15 protein-coding genes and 5 tRNA genes are annotated in these 15,536 nt (G+C 37.1%); 19 read left to right on the top strand and 1 reads right to left on the bottom strand.

What is annotated here, in order from left to right; all coding sequences use genetic code 11:
* Positions 1-4: 4 nt before the first annotated feature.
* From E7A03_RS02475 to E7A03_RS02420, 12 genes are all read left to right on the top strand, one after another.
* Positions 5-1,126: an LCP family protein gene (locus E7A03_RS02475; RefSeq protein ID WP_316073632.1), complete on the top strand. Its 1,122-nt coding sequence runs from the start codon at positions 5-7 to the stop codon at positions 1,124-1,126.
* A 16-nt stretch (positions 1,127-1,142) separates the two neighbouring features.
* Positions 1,143-1,505: a ribosome silencing factor gene (gene rsfS / locus E7A03_RS02470; RefSeq protein ID WP_316073631.1), complete on the top strand. Its 363-nt coding sequence runs from the start codon at positions 1,143-1,145 to the stop codon at positions 1,503-1,505.
* A gap of 1 nt (position 1,506) precedes the next feature.
* Positions 1,507-2,415 carry a CvfB family protein gene (locus tag E7A03_RS02465; RefSeq protein WP_004697457.1) on the top strand — a complete coding sequence of 303 codons (909 nt, stop codon included), beginning with the start codon at positions 1,507-1,509 and terminating at the stop codon, positions 2,413-2,415.
* A 5-nt stretch (positions 2,416-2,420) separates the two neighbouring features.
* Positions 2,421-3,761 carry a Trk system potassium transporter TrkA gene (gene trkA, locus E7A03_RS02460; protein ID WP_004697013.1) on the top strand — a complete coding sequence of 447 codons (1,341 nt, stop codon included), beginning with the start codon at positions 2,421-2,423 and terminating at the stop codon, positions 3,759-3,761.
* Between the two features lie 12 nt (positions 3,762-3,773).
* Positions 3,774-5,261 (top strand): TrkH family potassium uptake protein, encoded by a 1,488-nt coding sequence (locus E7A03_RS02455; protein WP_004697205.1) that lies wholly within the window; start codon positions 3,774-3,776, stop codon positions 5,259-5,261.
* 15 nt (positions 5,262-5,276) lie between these two features.
* The gene (locus E7A03_RS02450) at positions 5,277-5,873 is read left to right on the top strand and encodes an MBL fold metallo-hydrolase (RefSeq protein ID WP_278457533.1); all 597 of its coding nucleotides are present in this window, start codon (positions 5,277-5,279) and stop codon (positions 5,871-5,873) included.
* Between the two features lie 50 nt (positions 5,874-5,923).
* Positions 5,924-5,999: transfer RNA gene (locus E7A03_RS02445), tRNA-Asp, on the top strand.
* Positions 6,000-6,004: 5 nt separating this feature from the next.
* Positions 6,005-6,080: transfer RNA gene (locus E7A03_RS02440), tRNA-Phe, on the top strand.
* Positions 6,081-6,087: 7 nt separating this feature from the next.
* Positions 6,088-6,162: transfer RNA gene (locus E7A03_RS02435), tRNA-Gly, on the top strand.
* Between the two features lie 9 nt (positions 6,163-6,171).
* Positions 6,172-6,246: transfer RNA gene (locus E7A03_RS02430), tRNA-Cys, on the top strand.
* Positions 6,247-6,260: 14 nt separating this feature from the next.
* Positions 6,261-6,349: transfer RNA gene (locus tag E7A03_RS02425), tRNA-Leu, on the top strand.
* 106 nt (positions 6,350-6,455) lie between these two features.
* Complete coding sequence (locus E7A03_RS02420; protein WP_004697220.1) at positions 6,456-6,911, top strand: 2-thiouracil desulfurase family protein; 456 nt, start codon at positions 6,456-6,458, stop codon at positions 6,909-6,911.
* 94 nt (positions 6,912-7,005) lie between these two features.
* Here the strand turns inward: E7A03_RS02420 and E7A03_RS02415 are convergent, their stop codons facing one another.
* Complete coding sequence (locus tag E7A03_RS02415; RefSeq protein ID WP_316073630.1) at positions 7,006-8,838, bottom strand: phosphoethanolamine transferase; 1,833 nt, start codon at positions 8,836-8,838, stop codon at positions 7,006-7,008.
* Positions 8,839-9,007: 169 nt separating this feature from the next.
* Here E7A03_RS02415 and E7A03_RS02410 point away from each other — a divergent pair, with 169 nt between their 5' ends.
* From E7A03_RS02410 to E7A03_RS02380, 7 genes are read left to right on the top strand one after another with little or no spacing between them, the layout of a single operon-like run.
* Positions 9,008-9,733: a segregation and condensation protein A gene (locus E7A03_RS02410; protein ID WP_287525397.1), complete on the top strand. Its 726-nt coding sequence runs from the start codon at positions 9,008-9,010 to the stop codon at positions 9,731-9,733.
* Positions 9,734-9,745: 12 nt separating this feature from the next.
* The gene (scpB, locus tag E7A03_RS02405; protein ID WP_012864293.1) at positions 9,746-10,255 is read left to right on the top strand and encodes an SMC-Scp complex subunit ScpB; all 510 of its coding nucleotides are present in this window, start codon (positions 9,746-9,748) and stop codon (positions 10,253-10,255) included.
* A 1-nt stretch (position 10,256) separates the two neighbouring features.
* Positions 10,257-10,985, top strand: a complete 729-nt coding sequence (locus E7A03_RS02400) for a pseudouridine synthase (protein WP_004697430.1) — start codon at positions 10,257-10,259, stop codon at positions 10,983-10,985.
* Positions 10,982-12,229 carry a BaiN/RdsA family NAD(P)/FAD-dependent oxidoreductase gene (locus E7A03_RS02395; protein WP_316073629.1) on the top strand — a complete coding sequence of 416 codons (1,248 nt, stop codon included), beginning with the start codon at positions 10,982-10,984 and terminating at the stop codon, positions 12,227-12,229. The genes E7A03_RS02400 and E7A03_RS02395 overlap by 4 nt, the downstream gene beginning before the upstream one ends.
* A gap of 8 nt (positions 12,230-12,237) precedes the next feature.
* Positions 12,238-12,921, top strand: coding sequence for a (d)CMP kinase (gene cmk / locus E7A03_RS02390; protein WP_105086519.1), 684 nt, complete (start codon positions 12,238-12,240; stop codon positions 12,919-12,921).
* Entirely contained in the window at positions 12,914-13,534 is a 621-nt protein-coding gene (locus E7A03_RS02385) for a lysophospholipid acyltransferase family protein (protein WP_004697382.1), read from the top strand. Before cmk ends, E7A03_RS02385 begins: the two co-directional genes overlap by 8 nt.
* On the top strand, positions 13,525-15,423 hold the full coding sequence (locus E7A03_RS02380; protein ID WP_205112390.1) for a bifunctional 4-hydroxy-3-methylbut-2-enyl diphosphate reductase/30S ribosomal protein S1: 1,899 nt from the start codon (positions 13,525-13,527) through the stop codon (positions 15,421-15,423). Before E7A03_RS02385 ends, E7A03_RS02380 begins: the two co-directional genes overlap by 10 nt.
* Positions 15,424-15,536 lie beyond the last annotated feature (113 nt).

Here is a 15,536-nt window from a genome sequence, read left to right as displayed (position 1 = left end):
TTATATGGACGAGCGTGAACGAGCAAGAGCTCGCCGACGTAGAAAAAGACGTCAACAAAAGTCATCTGTAAAGTGGCCTAGAGTCATTTTGGCTATTGTTGTAGTTTTGTCTCTGGTCGGTGGGATAGGATATGGCATATATAGTGGCGTATCATATGCATATAGAGCAATTGTAGGAACTACTGAAGTTACTGAAGCTGTGATAGATAGTGGAAATAAACAGGACGTAAATACTGTATCAGTAGAGCAAAAAGGTTTAGATAAACCTCTATATATTTTGGTTATTGGCACTGATGACAATAATCCTAGCCAAGGTGATAGCTTATTCCTATTATCTGTAAATCTTGATCAAAAAACTTTGGATGTTATCGGCATTCCAAGTAATAGTAAAATCGATAATCGTGACCAAACAGATGCGACCATGTTAAATGGTATTTACGAAAAAGGTGGTATTGAGCTTACTAAAGCTGTTATTGAGGATATGTTCCATATTTCAATACCATACTACGTGGTAGTTAATCAAGATGCTTTCAAGAAAACTAATGATGTGTTAGGGAATCAACAAATTTATGTAGAGCAACCGATGGAACATGTTGATGCAGAAGGCAATAAGGATATTGATTTACGACGTGGTTATCAAACATTAGATAGTAATAATGCCTTAGCATATTTACGATATTCTGATCCTAAACACGATACCTTTACTCGTGTGCAACGACAAGAGCGATTCTTAAAGTTGTGGGTGGAACAAGAGCATAATGCATTTTTCTTAACAAACGCATGGCATATTTGGCGTATTTGGGATCATTATGATAGTAATATTTCTACTTTAGATGCTATTAAGTTGGTATACAATGCGAGCAAAATTAATAAGGAAGAGATCCACTTCTATATTCTTCCTGGTGAAAAAGAGCTTATAGGTGAAACGACTTATTGGAAGGTAAACCCTACGGAAGCTCAACGTTTAGTGGGTATTACAATGGGTAATTTACCAGCTAATGAAATGACGCAATTTATATCTGCACCAACAAATAGTATGTCGAAAGTTGCACCTGAATCGGAACATAATGGTGGCACTATTACAAAGCCCACAGAACCAGGTGAGGAGAGCGGTAGTAAGCGATAAGATAAGAGGCAATATAATGAAAAAGAAAGAAGATATTAAACAAATCGTATTAGAACTTGCACAAGTTGCATTTGATAAAAAGGGCAGAGATATTGAAATTCTTGATTTAGAAGGTATTTCAATGTTAGGTGATTATTTTTTGATTGCTAGTGCAAATAATAGCAGGCAATCTCAAAGCATTGCTGATGAAATGGAAGATAAAGCAGCTGAATTAGGTATAACAGTACAGCATAGAGAAGGTTATCGTGAAGGTGAATGGATCTTATTGGATTTTGGCGATATAATTTGTCATGTCTTTGGTGGTGATGAATTGCGTGAATTCTACGGTTTAGAAGAATTGTGGAATGACGCTGGTCGAGTTCCATTTGAAGGAGTATAATATGGCTACAGAATTGTTGGAAAATACAATTGCCACATTGAAAGTATTGCGTACTAGTGACCAAGGTGCTTTTCTAGATGGTCAAACAGGCAATACAAATGATGATATTTTGCTTCATAAAGATCAACAAACTTCACCAGTTACTATAGGAGATGAGGTAGAAGTATTTTTATATCGCGATCCAAAGGGGCGTTTAACTGCTTCTATGCGTTTACCAGCTATGAAGGTTGGCCAAATTGGTTATGTTGAGGTCATCAATACGACAAATTTTGGTTGCTTCGTTGAGGTTGGCACAGAACGTGGTATCTTTATGCCTCATGCTGAGATGCGTGGTCGCCCTCAGGTAGGGGAAAAGGTATGGGTTCGTCTATATACTGATAAATCTGGCCGTTTTGCGGTCTCCATGGATGTAGATGATGAAATGCGTCGTGCCTCTAAAGCTGCTACTGAAGCTACGGTTGGTCAACTTGTAAAAGGTGCTATCTATAACTTAACGAGTGATGGGGCATTTTTTATCACTCCTGAGCGTTGGATTGCCTTTTTACATCGTTCTGAAATGACGAGAAAGTTAAAAGTAGGGGAAATGATTGAAGGTCGTATTACTTTCAAACGCGATGATGGTCGTGTCAATGTATCTATGCGCCCTACAAAGGAAAAAGCTCTTGTTTCAGATGGTGATATTATTATGGAATATCTTTTAAATCGCGGTGGAAAGATGCCATATAGTGATGAGTCTTCAGCGATGTTGATTAAAGATAAGTTCAATATTAGTAAGGCTGCGTTCAAACGTGCCTTAGGGCATTTAATGAAAGAGAAAAAAATTGTTCAGGAGGATGGTTGGACATTGCTTACCGACATAGGTCGCCAATGGACACCTCTTGTTAGTGATGAGTCCCAAGATGAGGAATAAAGACGATGAAAATTGTCATTGTAGGCGCTGGTAAGGTTGGTTATTCATTAGCACAACGTCTTGTTCAAGACGATCATGATGTATATGTTATCGATCGCTCACCAGAACGCATTCATAATCTTGAAAATACATTAGATGTTAGCCTAGTTTTAGGGAATGGCAGTGATGTTCAATTATTGAATGAAATCGATATGTCTGATGTTGGTATGTTTATTGCTGTTACTGATTCAGATGAGGTTAATATGCTATCCTGTTCGGTAGCTAAAATAAAAGGTGTGCCTACAACTATTGCACGCGTTCGTGATAATAGTGTGGCGGAACATATGGATGAGGAGATACGAGCTCAATTAGGTGTTGATCTTTTCATCAATCCTGAAATGGTTACAGCTCAAGAGTTACTACAAATTTTAGAAACACCATCAGCTATAGATGTTGAGGAGTTCGGTCAGGGTGCTGTGCGCCTTATGGAATTCAAATTGAATAATGAATTTCCTCTATTAGAACAGCCACTAAAAGAAATTCGCTTTCCTGAAGGTGTTCTATTAGTTGGTATTTTGCGCTATGGTGAAATGATTATTCCGCATGGTGAAAGTCGCTTACAGGCTGATGATAGTGTATTTTTCCTAGGTTTGAAAGAGTCCGTTTCTGAAGTGGAGAAACTTTGGTTCCATAATTATAATACATTCTATAAACGGGCTGTAATCATTGGGGCAGGTCTCTTAGGTCGTAACTTAACTGTATTACTAGAAAAAGCTGGTTTTTCTGTGAAGGTTATTGAAAAAGATTTTGACCGTTGTGAGAAACTGGCAAATCAAGTGGATAAAGCCATGGTTATCAATGGGGATGGTACTGATTTTGATTTGCTCGAAGCTGAGGAAATTGCTGATAGCGATGTAATTATTGCTCTAACAGATGATGATAAACTTAACTTACTTGTAGCACTTGTAGGGAAGCATATGGGCATCCCAAAAACCGTTGTTCGTGTGGGACGGCCAGAATATATTATGCTGATGGAGCAAGTAGGTATTGATGTAGTATTTTCTCCACGTTTATTAACTGCAAGTCAAATTTTGCGCTTTGTACGAAGTGGAGAAGGGGTTGTATCTATTTCCACCTTTGAAGGTGGTAAAGCCGAATCTATCGAAATTGAAATTACCAATGAATCACCTGTAGCAGGTAAACAATTGAAAGATATTCGTTTACCTGGGAAGGCCTTAGTAGGTGTAATTTTACGGGAAAATGAAGCTATCGTACCTCGTGGTAATACTCAAATTTTAGATGGTGATCATATCGTTCTCTTTACATTACCTGAATCGGTAAGCAAATTGCTTAAATATCTTACTTAGTAAGGAGGGGCTATGCGAATTCAAATCGTTATGTCCTTAGTGGGTCGACTACTCTATATATTTGGGGTTTTTACTTTAATCCCTTTTATATATAGTGTCGTATTTGAAACTGCATATTGGTCATTCCTTATAACCACAAGCCTTTCTTTAGTTTTGGGGACGCTTTTATCTTATTACGGTTGTGAAAGTCAAAGCTTTAGTATTCGTGATGGGTTCTTAGTTGTATCCTCTACTTGGATATTTACGGTTATTTTGGGGGCTTTACCTTTTTTGGGGAGTGGCATATTGACTAATGTTTTTGATGCTTTATTTGAAGCCACTTCGGGTATTACTGCAACTGGTGCAACTATTATTTATAGTGTTGATACGTTACCAAACACATTTGTATTGTGGCGAGGTCTTATGCACTGGGTTGGAGGGATGGGGATCATCGTCCTTATCTTATCATTTTTAAAGAATTTAGGAGCAGATGCAGCACATTTCTTTAATGCAGAGGCATCTGTACCAAAGCCTGGTGTTGTAATGCCGCGTATTCAATCAATGGCCACCAAGCTTTGGCAGTTGTATATTGCCTTTACTGCTCTTTGCTTTCTTATGCTGTGGGCTGGCGGCATTGAACCTTTTGATGCGTTAAACTATGCCTTTTCTATTATTGCCACGGGTGGATTTGCACCGACATCAGCAGGGGCTTTTATTTATGAACAAAGTAATTATATTTGTTTCGTATTTATATTCTTTATGTTTCTTGCTGGTGGCAATTTCTCTGTGTATTACAATGCACTTCAAAAAGGAATTCGCGTTTTAATTAATGATTTTGAAACACGTATGTACTGGCTTGTAGTGTTTATTGGTATTGCCATTGTATCAATATCTCTAGCATTACAATCTAGCTATTCTAGTCCTTTAGAGATTGTTAGAAATGCTGCCTTTAATTTAGTTTCGCTTCAAACTGGTAGTGGTTTTGCTATTAGTGATTATGATTTGTGGCCTGCTGCAGCACAGATGATGTTATTTATTTGTACATTTTTTGGTGGTTGTAGTGGTTCTACAACGGGCGGTGTAAAAATTATACGACTTATTATTTTGATTAAGAGTTCTATAATTTATCTGCGAAAATCAATTCATCCTGATATGGTTCAAGTAGTACGTATTAATGGCAAACCGATGCCTACTAAATGGATCCAGATGACACAGCAATTTTTATTTTTATATTTAATGATTTATGTGGTATCTGTTTTTCTAATGACTTGTACTGGTCTTAATACATATGATTCTATGCAAGTGGTTACGGCCTTTCTTAGCAATGTAGGACTAGGGTTTGGTGGCTTTGGTCCTACTGATTCCTTTAATGTTATGCCGGATACTGCTAAATGTATTGCTATTGTAGACATGTTACTAGGTCGTTTGGAGTTATTTACGATTTTAGTTATGCTTCACCCTCAGTTTTGGGAAGGGTATTTTATTAAAAAAGAGGTTCCTAAACGATATCGTATTCTATAGGAGGGCGGGAACTATATGGAAGTTATAAAACGTCCTCTAGGGCTTTATAAAGCAAATTGTTATGTACTTATCAAAGAGGGAAAATCTATAATCATTGATCCGGGCTTTCATTGTAACCACATTATTGATATGGTTGCGGATTCTGAACCTATAGCAGTTTTATTGACACATGGTCATTGTGATCATGTGTCAGCCTTGGATGAAGTATGTACACATTATAATATTCCCGCTTATTTACATCCTTTAGATCAAGAATTGTTACAGTTAATTCGACGGAGACCAAGTGTATATAAGAAAAAAATGTATACACATTGTAATGATTTAGTAGAGGGGCAATTACAGTTAGATCCTTTTAATATAATAGTTCATCATACACCTGGGCATAGTGCTGGATCGGTTTGTTTAGAAATTGAAGACCATCTATTTACTGGTGATACTTTATTTAAACAAAATGTGGGAAATACAGATAATTATAACAGTAATCCAGCTGATTTGATTAAGAGTTTGAATCATCTTTTAACTTTGTCTAAGGAGTTAATTGTTGAGCCTGGACATAGGGAATCTACTATATTAAAACATGAGGAAGAATTTATTAAAAATATTGTAGTATAGTGTTGACAAAAGTCCTGATAACCGATATACTAAGCAAGTACTTTGGTTACGGCCCCGTGGTGTAGCGGTTAACATGTCGCCCTGTCACGGCGAAGATCGTCAGTTCAAATCTGATCGGGGTCGCCATTTATGCCTCGGTAGCTCAGTTGGTAGAGCAACGGACTGAAAATCCGTGTGTCGACAGTTCGATTCTGTCCTGAGGCACCATTTATATGCGGGAATAGCTCAGCGGTAGAGCACCGCCTTGCCAAGGCGGGGGTCGCGAGTTCGAATCTCGTTTCCCGCTCCAATTTTATATGGCGGCATAGCCAAGCGGTAAGGCAGAGGTCTGCAAAACCTTTATTCCCCAGTTCGATTCTGGGTGCCGCCTCCACAATCGTTACCCATGCCGGGGTGGCGGAACAGGCAGACGCAACGGACTTAAAATCCGTCGGTTGGAAACAACCGTACCGGTTCGATTCCGGTCCTCGGCACCAATTAAGACTAACTTTGGGTTAGTCTTTTTTCTTATATACAATTAAAACGATTTGTGAAAATTATTACTATAAGTTACGTATAAATATATAAGAGATAGATAAATCTATGAATAAGAAACCTAAGTTATTGATTAGTGAATGCCTATTTGGTGTACCCTGTCGATATGATGGCAAAGACAATTATATAGAAACGATAGAGGCTCTAAAGGAATATTATGAATTAGTACCAGTATGTCCGGAAGTATTAGGGGGACTTAGTACGCCTCGTGATCCTGCGGAGCGTCAGGGTAAACGTATATGTACTGTTAATGGAGCTGATGTTACAGATGAGTTTGTAAGAGGTGCTCAATTAACAGTTGATATTGCACTAAAATATGGTTGCAAGCAAGCTTTGATGAAGGCGAAAAGTCCTAGCTGTGGATATAAGTGCATTTATGATGGAACTTTTACTAGAACATTGAAAAATGGTCATGGATGTACTGTAGAGGCTCTATTAGAAAAGAATATAAGAATTTATACGGAAAATGATATAGAGCTTTTGCTTGCAGAAAAAAAGAGATGAGTTAAACTCATCTCTTTTTGGTTATATTAAGTTGTTTTACTATTAAAATAACTTAATACAATAGAAAAATAATGGCTACAATATCAATTAAAGACTACTTGTTTGTATTAACAGGATCATTTGCTAATGGTTGTTCACCAAGTAATGTAGTTAAGTTATGTAGATTAAATCGATATTGAGCATTACTAAAATCTCGTGTTGCATCATATCGTTGACTTGGAGCATGCATGAGACCAACTAATGTATCGTATAGCAAATCATTAGTAAAGAATTGATGCTCGTGTTTTGCAAGTACCTCAGCAGTCTGTGGATAGGTTGAGCGATATTGTGGAGATAGGTATACCCAGAATGGAATATGTGTCATAACAAAATCAAATGTATCAGGGTTATGCGATTTGTCTAAACTTTCACCGTGATCGGAGAAATACACCATGGCTTGTAAGTTTAATTTGTCTTTGCCATAATTGTAAATTTGTTGTAATAACCAGTCTGTGTATAATTGGCTGTTAGCATATGCTTCTTGACCATCAGGATACGGACCTTGTTTCCACTTGCTAAATTCATGAGGGTAACGATCATTGTAGTAAATATGACTACCCATAATATGTATAACGATAAAGTTGTTCTTGGTAGGATCTACAGTTTCTAATAATGGCAATAGAGCTTCATCATATCGATCTGAGAATGCATAAGATTCATGGGCCCATTTTGTTGTGTCTGCAGTCTTAGCCATTAATGAAATAGCTGTATCATATTCACCGAATACACCTTGATTGCTAAACCAAGAAGTCGTGTATCCCGCTTTTTTAGCAATATCTAAGATATTGGCTGAATCAAGAAATGGTTTATCATCATATTGATTTCGTTCAGATAGTGCACGCTCCAAGGTTGGTACTGTTTGTACGTACGATGAATAGGCATTATCAAAGAAGACAAAGTCTTTATTGTCCGAACGCATATTGCCTTGCCATGGAGTATCGTCATATGGGAAGTTTGGATTATATACTTTCATATAATCTCGAGAACTAGATTCGCCAATGACTAGAATAATAGTACCAGGTGTTTTGTTCACCGCTGTTTCCTTTGTGTCTAAATTAAAGGAATCAAATACTAAGTGGTGATTATCATTATATTGTTGCATTTGTTTTACATAATCGCCTGCAGCAATCCAGTTCGCCACAATACAGGTTTGAGGGAACAAGAAGAATGGTACATATACTAAAAAAGCTACAAGGGATGCGATGAGCATAGCTGACCGCATAGGACGTGTAGTATTTAAGTTTACTACTGCTTTCATTCCTAAGTTAGACCAGTACAATAAATAAGTCCATAAAATAAGACCAATACTCACTGCTATAAGACCAGGTATACCAGCTGCATTCTTTAAAAAACCAAATGCTTCTTCTGGATTGGTCATATATACGGCTAGCAGACTGGCTGGCGTTAAGCAATGCCAAGTAGTCATGTAATAGCCGATCTGTAAGAATGGTATTAAGCTCAGAATCATGGAAATGATAGCCATGATTAAGGATGTTGTTTTATGGAAGCGATTTGTTTGGTTCAGTAAAAACTGAATGCCTGATAATCCCATGAAAATTAATAAGCCAAATAAAAAATCATTAGCAAATTCATAGAAGTATAATGGCTTCACATAGGACCAATGGAATAAAAGAGGAAAGGTAAGTGCCCATAAGATTCCGACTAGGCCATACCCTAAAAAAGGCCTGTGGAAAACAGTACACCCCATAAAATATTGAAATAAAAAGGTACCTACAATTGTTGGTACAGCTAAAATCGTAATATCCTCTACATCAAGCCCTAAGGTTATGGGCTCATAAATTAAAAATAAGATGATATATAAAACAATACCTATAATACCAAAGCGAAAAATTGGATTTCGCCCAATTTGCCTCACACTCGATGACATAATAAATCCTCTCTAAAAGGAATACACAATAACGTATCTTTTTTTAATATAAAATAATTACAATAATAAAGATAGCAGATGAGTGTAAAAAAAACAATTATTTGAAAGTACTACTATAAATGCTTTATAATTATATAGTTAAAAACATTTTTTCTGAGGATTGGGTTTTATGGGAGATTATAACTACAAGTTGGACGTTTTTGAAGGTCCCCTTGATCTGCTCTTGCATCTCATTGAAAAACATAAAATAGAAATTACCGATATTCCTATCGTTGAAATAACGAGTCAATACTTGGCATATCTAGACAATTGGAACCATTTTGATATTCATTATAGTAGTGAATTTCTTGTTATGGCATCTACCTTATTACAGATTAAATCACGCATGTTATTACCTAAGGCTGAACCTGAGCCCGATGAAGCAGAGGATCCACGTGACGAGTTGGTAGCAAAATTAGTAGAATTTAAGAAAATTAAGGATATTACATCTCTATTAATGGAGCGTACCGCTGTATCTGCGAATATATTTAGTCGTCCTGAAGAAACGAGTGTGCTTGGATTAGATAGTGTATATAATTTGGAACTTTCACAGTTATATCAAATTTTTTATCAAACTATAAAACGAGCTAAAGAGTTGTCAGAAAAAGAGACGATTCGTGAGGTAAAGGTTGAAAAGGATACGTATAGTTTAGAGGACATGATTATATCCTTGTCTAGTCGTATACATCGTGGCGAATGTCTATATTTTAGGGAGTTATTAGTAGCAATTGAAACGAAAAGTGGTATGGTAACCATCTTTATGGCTGTTTTAGAATTGTTAAAACAACAAGTTATGGAAATGCGTTATGAAGATGATGATATTATATTCACTGCTATCTTAGAGCGGGCCGTGTAGAAAGGGGGCTATATGAGCTTACCAACAATGCATTTAGAAGCCGTTTTGTTTTCATCGGCAAAGCCTATATCGATAGATATGTTAGCAGAAGTGTTTGGGCTTTCCACAGAGGAGACACAAAAATATATAGAAGAATTACAATGTGAACTAGAAGAACAGAATCGAGGTATTCGAATACGTATATCTGGAGCCGGTGTTGAATTAGTAAGCGCTGTTGAATGTGCTGATTATGTTGGGCATATTCGTAAAAGAGAAGATAAATTATCTAATGCGGCTATGGAAACATTAGCTGTTATCGCCTATAAGCAGCCTATTACAAAGGCTGAAATCGAAGAGGTGCGCGGTGTAAATAGCGATAAAATTATAAAACAATTATTGACTCGATCTCTTATAGCTGAATTAGGTCATAAGGATACTGTAGGTAGACCGATTCTATATGGCACGACTGATGAATTTTTGAGAAGTGCTGGTGTAGAATCGATAGAAGCCTTACATCAAGAAGTTTCGGAAACAGAAGGGTAGCATGGAACGATTACAAAAATATATTGCCAGTTGTGGTATTGCATCACGGCGTAAGGCAGAAGAACTAATTACAGAAGGTAAAGTACAGGTCAATGGTCGCAAGGTAACCGAATTAGGGGTCAAAATTAATCCACAAAAAGATAAGGTTAAGGTTAATGGCCAATTATTGGCTCAAGAGAAACCAGTATATTATTTGTTAAATAAGCCAAAGGGGGTCATTACATCTGTGTCTGACCCTCAAGGTCGAGAAACGGTTTTAGATTATATAAAAAATGAAACGAAACGAATTTACCCTATTGGTCGTCTCGATTTATATACAGAAGGTTTGTTACTGCTTACGAATGATGGAGAGTTGGCACAAAATCTAACGCATCCATCTAAAGGCGTGGAAAAGACTTATGAAGTTCGTATCAAAGGTCGTGTTCGCGATGATGATTTGCAAATTATTGCAAATGGTGTAGAGCTTGAAGATGGTATAACTGCACCTGCAACAATTGTAGATTTAGGTTTTGATGATCATAATGGTGTACATGAAGTAGAAATTACAATTCATGAAGGTCGTAATCGTCAAGTTCGTCGTATGTTTGAACACTTTGGCTATCGTATTCATAATTTAAAACGCATTGCGTATGCTGGTCTTACTTTAGGTGGTGTGAAACGAGGCGCTTCTCGTCAACTAACAATTCGTGAAGTAAAAGCGCTAAAAGCATTGGGGACAGATAAGGCATGAAGCAAATCATAGTCATTGGCGGTGGTGCGGCAGGTCTAATGGCAGCTGTTATAGCAGGCCGTGAAGGAACACGCGTCATCTTATTGGAAAAAATGAATATGGTTGGCAAGAAAATGGGCATTACCGGTAAAGGTCGCTGTAATATTACGAATAGTGCAGATATGGCCGAATTTATAAAAAATACGCCTGGTAATGGTAAGTTCTTGTACGGTGCCTATGAACGCTTTAGTAATGAAGATCTTCTGGACCTATTGCATAGCTGGGGGTTAAAAACTAAAGTAGAACGTGGTGGACGAGTGTTTCCTGAATCCGATTCTGCATTAGAAGTACGCAATATCTTTATGAAAATCCTAAAAAAGTATAATGTTCAAGTTCATTTAAATGAACCTGTTACATCGATTACTGTACAGGAAAATCGTGTAGTTGGTGTTACAACGGATAAGGAACAATATGCTTGTGATGCTGCTATTATTTGTACTGGTGGTGCATCTTATCCATTGACAGGTTCTACTGGTGATGGTTACGTTTTAGCCGAAAAAGTGGGACATACTATTACTGATATTCGTCCATCCTTAGTCCCTATCGTTACAAACGAAACGTGGGTAAGGGAAATTATGGGGCTTAGTCTTCGTAATGTTGAGGTATCCGTAATTTCTAAAAGTAAGGTACAAGCTAAACAATTTGGGGAAATGATGTTTACTCATTTTGGTCTTACGGGGCCTACAATTTTATCATTAAGTCACATGGTAGGTAAGTTGCTTCGTAAGAAAAATCCTCAAATTACCATTGAAATTAATCTTAAGCCTGCTTTAACTGCAGAAGTATTGGATAAGCGCTTGCAAAAGGATTTTGACTTATATTCTAAAAAACAATTGGCTAATGGGATGAGGGATTTACTACCTGTAAATCTTATTCCCATTGTTATAAAGCTTGCTGAGTTAAATCCGGCTAAACCAATTAATCAAATTACAAAGGAAGAGCGTTTGCGCTTATGTCATGTATTGCAACATATGACAGTAACTGTTAAGGAATTACGACCTGTAGCGGAAGCTATTGTTACAGCAGGTGGTATTTCATTAAAAGAATTTAATCCTAAAACTATGGAGTCTAAATTGATTGGTGGTTTATATGGTGCTGGTGAAGTACTAGACATAGATGCTTTTACAGGAGGCTATAATTTACAAGCTGCCTTTTCCACAGGCTATGTGGCGGCTATGCATGCCGTACACGGTGATGAAGAATAGAGGTTATTATGAACACTAAAAAAATTGCCATTGCTATTGATGGTCCTGCTGGGGCTGGTAAAAGTAGCATTTCTAAAGTAGTGGCCAATGAATTAGGGTATTTATATATCGATACAGGTTCCATGTATCGCGGTGTTACATGGGCAGTTCTTGATAGTCAAATCGATGTTAAGGATCAAGCTGCTGTAGAAGCTTTATTACCTTCTTTAAATTTGACTTTAGAGCCTACTGCAACAGCATGCAAGGTCTATATTAAAGGGAAAGATGTTACATCATTAATTCGCCAGCAGCAAATTAATGATAATGTATCGACTATAGCTTCTTATAAAGGGGTTCGAAAATATTTGGTAGAACGCCAACAAGAGATGGCCGCCGTTGGGGGAGTTATATTAGATGGACGTGATATCGGTTCTGTCGTATTACCTAATGCAGAGCTAAAAATTTATTTAACCGCTTCTGTAGATGCACGTGCAAAACGTAGATGGTTGGAAGTACAAGGTACATCAAACGAGCAAACACTAGACGAAATTAAAAAGAATGTTGTTAGTCGTGATGAAATGGATAAAAATCGTGAAGAGTCTCCACTTGTATGCGTTGAAGATGCAGTGGTTGTAGACTCTAGCGATATGAATTTCGATGAAACTGTGGCATATATATTGAATTTAGTGCAGGAGACAATCAATCATGAATAAATTTTCAACCTGGTTATGGCGTACCGCTTTTTGGCTTCGCTATAAGGTAGGGTATGGACTGAAAGTATATGGTCGTGATAATTTTCCAATGGAAGGACCCGTTATCGTGGTGCCTAATCATTTAAGTAATAATGATCCCCCTATCTGTGGCTATGCTTTGCCTAGACATGTACACTTTATGGCTAAACAAGAATTATTTGTGAATCCTATTTCGCGTTTTTTTTGTACATGGCTTGGTGCATTTCCGTTAAATCGCGGTGCTATTGATAAAGTTGCTATTCGTCATGCCATGGGACTACTTAAAGATAATAAGGTTTTAGGCATATTTGCAGAAGGTAACCGTCAAAAAAGTGGTAAGCTTGGTAAATTTCATGATGGTGCAGCATCAATTGCTCTTAGAACAGCGGTTAGCATAGTGCCTGTTGCTATCATTGGCTCTCACAATATGGAACGTAATAAAGTGGCTTGTATTATTGGTAAACCGATTCCAGTTGAAAAAGCTAAAGCGACTCCAGAAGCGATTCAAAAAGTAAATGATAGTGTTAAAAGTGAAATCCAACGAATGATAGATTCTTATCATAACAATTGTATAGAGGAGACTTTATGGAAATAATTTTGGCTAAAAACCATGGTTTTTGCTATGGTGTAAAACGGGCTGTTGAAATGGCAAATGAAGCTGCAAATAACGATGGTAAAAGCTATACATTAGGTCCTATTATTCATAATCCTCAAGTTGTAGGTCGTCTTGAAGACAAAGGGGTAAGCCCTGTTCAAGAAGTGTCTGATATCGCTGAAGGCACAATGATTATTCGCTCTCATGGTGTAGGACCTGCTATTTACGAAGAGGCAGAAGAAAAAGGATTACATGTTGTGGATGCCACATGTCCACATGTAAAAAAAGCACAGCAAGATGCAAAGTCTGTTATAGATGAAGGTATGACTTTGGTGATTTTGGGAGAAAAAAACCATCCTGAGGTCAAAAGCATTAATTTATGGGCAAATAACGAAGGAATAATCATCGAAGATGAAGAATCCGCCCAAAAACTACAAATTGTGGAAAAAATGGGCGTTGTTGTACAAACAACCTTTTCACAATTCAAATTTAACAGTATAATAGACATATTAGAGAAAAAATCTAAGAATCTTAAGGTTTTCAAAACGATATGCAATGCAACGCAAGAACGACAGAATTCTGCCGTTGATTTAGCACGTAATGTAGATCTTATGATAGTGATAGGCGGTAAGAACAGCGGCAACACAAACCGATTGGCAGAGGTTTGTCGTGACGTTGGATGTACAACGTATCACATTGAAACTTCTACTGAATTACAACTGGAATGGTTTAACCGAGTACAGACGGTAGGAGTAACAGCAGGAGCATCGACTCCCGACTGGATTATTAAGGAGGTCATTGAGACAATGAAAGATTTTGCAGAATTATTAGCAGCCGAAGGTCAAGAAGAATTTAAGAAAGGGAATGTTGTAGAAGGTACAGTAGTTCAAGTCGAAGATGAACGAGCTTATGTATCTTTTGGCTACAAAACTGAAGCCATTTTGAACAGAACTGAAATTTCTTATCCAGCACCAGAATCTGCCAAAGATGTGTTAAAAAATGGTGATGAAATTAAAGCAGTTATCATGAATCACATCAAAGAAGATAATCCTATTTATCTTTCCATGACTCGCTTGGCTAAAGATGAAGATTGGCAATATGTTATCGAAGCACAAGAAAAAGATGAAGCTATCGTATGTAAAGGTATTGATGCTATCCCAGCAGGTTTAGTAGTAACAGTTAAATCCCTTCGTGGTTTCATTCCATTGTCCCAAGGTGATGTTCATTTCGTGAAATCCTTGGACAACTTGGTTGGTACAGAATTTGAAGCTAAAGTACTTGAAATCGATGAAAAGAAAAACCGTTTGGTTCTTTCTCGTCGTGCAGTATTGGAAGTGGAACGTCAAGCTAAATTAGCTGAAGCATTGAAAAATATCAACGTTGGCGAAAACTATAAAGGTATCGTTCGTAAAATCATGCCTTATGGTGCATTCGTAGATATCGGCGGTATTGAAGGTTTACTTCACATTTCCGATATTTCTTGGCAAAAAATCAAAAAAGTGGAAGATGTTCTTTCTGTTGGCCAAGAAATCGAAGTTAAATTACAATCCTTCGACGCTGAAAGCAATAAATTATCCTTGTCCTTAAAAGCTTTATCTAAGAGCCCATGGGACGTTGCTGAAGAAACATTGCATGTTGGCGATGTTATTAACGGCAAAGTTGTTCGTTTAGTAGCTTACGGTGCATTCGTAGCTGTTAATGACGACATCCAAGGTTTACTTCACATTTCTCAAATTACAAAACAACGTAATGCGAAAGTTGAAGATTACTTGAATCGTGGTCAAGAAGTTGAAGTTAAAATCATTTCTCTTAACAAAGATGAAAAGAAATTGGGTTTGGCTTTGACTGAATTGATGGAATCAAAAGAAACTGCAGAAGACGCTGAATAATTCATTGTCTAATAAAAGGCTAGCCAAGGTTTCCTTGGTTAGCCTTTTTGCGTACTTTACTTAGAATATGATAAAATATAGTAATGTATTAGATTAGATAATGAGGTGAAACT

Source organism: Veillonella parvula, from assembly GCF_032472435.1.
GTDB lineage: Bacteria > Bacillota > Negativicutes > Veillonellales > Veillonellaceae > Veillonella > Veillonella parvula_N.
Note: the sequence above shows the minus strand (reverse complement) of the source record. Positions and strands in the feature narration are given on the sequence as shown.

Coding starts and splice junctions, on each gene's coding strand:
- E7A03_RS02400 (WP_004697430.1), top strand. CDS start 10,257: ATGGAACGATTACAAAAATATATTGCCAGTTGTGGTATTGCATCACGG.
- E7A03_RS02455 (WP_004697205.1), top strand. CDS start 3,774: ATGCGAATTCAAATCGTTATGTCCTTAGTGGGTCGACTACTCTATATA.
- E7A03_RS02420 (WP_004697220.1), top strand. CDS start 6,456: ATGAATAAGAAACCTAAGTTATTGATTAGTGAATGCCTATTTGGTGTA.
- trkA (WP_004697013.1), top strand. CDS start 2,421: ATGAAAATTGTCATTGTAGGCGCTGGTAAGGTTGGTTATTCATTAGCA.
- E7A03_RS02415 (WP_316073630.1), bottom strand. CDS start 8,838: ATGTCATCGAGTGTGAGGCAAATTGGGCGAAATCCAATTTTTCGCTTT.
- E7A03_RS02475 (WP_316073632.1), top strand. CDS start 5: ATGGACGAGCGTGAACGAGCAAGAGCTCGCCGACGTAGAAAAAGACGT.
- E7A03_RS02410 (WP_287525397.1), top strand. CDS start 9,008: ATGGGAGATTATAACTACAAGTTGGACGTTTTTGAAGGTCCCCTTGAT.
- E7A03_RS02385 (WP_004697382.1), top strand. CDS start 12,914: ATGAATAAATTTTCAACCTGGTTATGGCGTACCGCTTTTTGGCTTCGC.
- E7A03_RS02465 (WP_004697457.1), top strand. CDS start 1,507: ATGGCTACAGAATTGTTGGAAAATACAATTGCCACATTGAAAGTATTG.
- rsfS (WP_316073631.1), top strand. CDS start 1,143: ATGAAAAAGAAAGAAGATATTAAACAAATCGTATTAGAACTTGCACAA.
- E7A03_RS02380 (WP_205112390.1), top strand. CDS start 13,525: ATGGAAATAATTTTGGCTAAAAACCATGGTTTTTGCTATGGTGTAAAA.
- E7A03_RS02450 (WP_278457533.1), top strand. CDS start 5,277: ATGGAAGTTATAAAACGTCCTCTAGGGCTTTATAAAGCAAATTGTTAT.
- scpB (WP_012864293.1), top strand. CDS start 9,746: ATGAGCTTACCAACAATGCATTTAGAAGCCGTTTTGTTTTCATCGGCA.
- E7A03_RS02395 (WP_316073629.1), top strand. CDS start 10,982: ATGAAGCAAATCATAGTCATTGGCGGTGGTGCGGCAGGTCTAATGGCA.
- cmk (WP_105086519.1), top strand. CDS start 12,238: ATGAACACTAAAAAAATTGCCATTGCTATTGATGGTCCTGCTGGGGCT.